Here is a 2,896-nt window from a genome sequence, read left to right on the forward strand (position 1 = left end):
CGGGCGACGGTAGAAGCCCTTGACCAGGTGCACCCCGTCGGTCGTCAACAGCGGGCCGAGCAGCTTCGGCACGAACATGGGGTCGGGGTCGATGAGGTCGGAGTCGACGAAGACCACCAGGTCTCCCGTGGTTGCGGCGAGCGAGCGCCACAGCACCTCACCCTTGCCCGGCTGCGGCGCCACCTCGGGCAGCGCCACCTCGCGGCTGACCACCTTCGCCCCCGCCGCCAGCGCGCGGATCTCGGTCTCGTCGGTCGAGCCGGAGTCCAAAACCACGATCTCGTCGACGAGGCCGCCGAGCAGAGGAGTGATGGTTCCGACCACCGATGCGACGGTCTCCTCCTCGTTGAGCGCGGGCAGAACGACCGAGATGGTGCGCCCCGCCTTCGCGGCTTCGAGTTCGGCGACCGTCCACGTCGGCCTGCGCCAGGTGTGGTCGGTGAGCCAGCGGTGTCCCGCCACGGCGTCGGCGGCGTCGAGTTCAGGTGTCACGGTCATGCCAGTCCCCTCGTGGTCAGCGTCGGTGGACGCACCCCTTGGATCGACGCGACCATCTCCAGCACGCGTCGAGTGGGTCCCACTTCGTGCACTCGGAACATCGCGGCACCCGCCTCGGCGGCAAGGGCCGTCGCCGCGAAGGTGCCCTCCAAGCGTTCGGTCAAACCCACACCCAAAGTCTCCCCGACGAAATCCTTGTTGCTCAGCGCCATAAGGACAGGCCATCCGGTATTTACAAGATCTTTTACGTGGCGCAACAAACTAAGGCCATGATGAGTGTTCTTACCAAAATCGTGCGTCGGATCGATCATTACCGCGTCACGGGCAACCCCGGCGGCGACGGCGCGTTCGGCAGCCGCCGTCACCTCTGCGATCACGACGTCGACCACCCCTCGCTACGTAAACCCGTAGTTGACCCTGAAGGGTCGGGTCCGTGGCACCGCGCCGCCGGTATGTGAGCACACCAGGCCGGCCCGGAATTCCGCGGCGACGCCTGGCAGTTCGGGATCGGAGCCACCCCAGGTGTCGTTGATCAGGTCAGCACCTGCGGCGCAGGCCTGCTTGGCAACGGCCGCGCGCCACGTGTCGACGCTGATCAGCTGATCGGGGTAGGTGCCGCGGAGCCATTCGATGAACGGCACCACGCGGGCGATCTCCTCGTCGGCGTCGACGACCGCACCCGGCCCTGCCTTGACGCCGCCGACATCGACGACGTCGGCGCCCTCTTCGATCACCCGGTGAGCGGCCGCCTTCGCCGCGTCGTCGGTGAAGGTGGCGCCGCGGTCGTAGAACGAGTCCGGCGTCCTGTTCACGATCGCCATGATGAGCGCGCGGTCGCCTGCCACCGGACGGCCAAGGAACGTCGACTGCACGTCCACCAGGCTAGCCGCGCCGAAGCCGCCTAATTCTTGGGGCGCTTGCCGTCGACCACTTCGGCCGGGTACTCGTCGTAGAACTCGACGTAGCCCTCGTCCTTGCCCGCCAGGACGTAGATGGCGTCCTCGATCTCACCGGCGTCCTCGTCGCCCTCGCCGGTGTTGCCGCCGTAGCCCTCCTTGCGCAGGTCTACCTTCTGGCTCTTGAACGTCGACGTGTGCGCGAGCTCGCCGGTGATCCTGACGAACAGCGGCACCGCATACCCGGGAAGGTGCTCATAGGCGGCCTTGGCGAGCGCCTTGCCGTCGAACTCCTTGCCGTCCTTGAGCTGGATCGCCGCCATGCCTGCCTTGCCGCCCGCGCCATCGACCTCGACGCCGAACACCGTGGCCTCCTCGACCTGTGGATCGGTGGAGATGGCTGCCTCGACCTCGGTGGTCGCGACGTTCTCGCCCTTCCAGCGGAAGGTGTCGCCGAGGCGGTCGGTGAATGCGGCGTGACCGAAGCCCTGTGAGCGCATCAAGTCACCGGTGTTGAACCACACGTCGTCGTCCTTGAAGGCACCGCGCACCAGCTTCTTCTCCGTGGCCTCCTTGTCGGTGTAGCCGTCGAAGGGCTGAAAGTTGCTCACCTTGGACAGCAGCAGGCCCGGCTCCCCGGTCTTGACCTTGTGCACGCGGCCGTCCTTGCCACGCTTGGGCCCACCGGTCTCGTCGTCGTATTCGACGAACGCGATTGGCGTGGGGCAGATTCCGGTGGTCTTGTCGACGTTGAAGACGTTCATGAACGCGGTGTTGCCCTCGCTCGCGGCGTAGAACTCGCACACTCGCTCGATGCCGAACCGCTTGGTGAACTCATCCCAGATCGTCGGACGCAGACCGTTGCCCGCGATCACGCGGACGTGGTGCTTCCGGTCGGTCGGCTTTGGCTCCTGGTTGAGCAGATAGGCGCAGATCTCACCGATGTAGACGAACGCCGTCGCGTCGAAGCGGATGACGTCGTCCCAGAACTTCGACGCCGAGAACGACTTGCCGATCGCCAGTGAAGACCCCGAGTTCAGCACCGACGACAGCGCGACCGTCAACGCGTTGTTGTGGTAGAGCGGCAGGCAGAAGTAGAGAGTGTCGTCGGTGGTCAGCCGCATCCCGAGGCCGCCGAACCCCGCGAGCGCGCGAAGCCACCGGTAGTGGGTCATGACGCTCGCCTTCGGCATACCCGTCGTGCCCGAGGTGAAGATGTAGAAGGCCTTGTCCTTCGCGAGCACCGCGGCGGTGGTGGCCGGATTGGTTGCGGGTGCCGATGCGGCCAACTGCTCGAGCTCGTCGAGGGTCATCAATCCCTCGGTCTCCGCTTCGCTCTCGGTGATCGGCTCGATGAAGTCGGTCTCCGCGACGACGGCCTTCGCGTCGAGCAAGCCGAAGCTGTGCGCGAGAACCTTGCCGCGCTGGTGGTAGTTCAGCATTCCTGCGACTGCACCGCACTTGACCACCGCGAGCATCAGCAGCACCGAATGCGGCGAGTT

Annotated in this window: 2 protein-coding genes and 1 pseudogene; all 3 read right to left on the minus strand. The window is 66.1% G+C overall.

Going from position 1 to position 2,896, the window contains the following annotated elements; all coding sequences use genetic code 11:
• The coding region (locus QOD90_RS09300) for a glycosyltransferase family 2 protein (protein ID WP_526348893.1) at positions 1–498 on the minus strand (498 nt) is incomplete at its 3' end.
• Positions 495–1,319, minus strand: a pseudogene (folP, locus tag QOD90_RS09305) (dihydropteroate synthase). The gene QOD90_RS09300 and the pseudogene folP, both read right to left, overlap by 4 nt.
• Positions 1,320–1,399: 80 nt before the next feature.
• The coding region (locus tag QOD90_RS09310) for a long-chain-acyl-CoA synthetase (RefSeq protein WP_526348895.1) at positions 1,400–2,896 on the minus strand (1,497 nt) is incomplete at its 5' end.

Source organism: Mycobacterium sp., from assembly GCF_032161845.1.
GTDB lineage: Bacteria > Actinomycetota > Actinomycetes > Mycobacteriales > Mycobacteriaceae > Mycobacterium.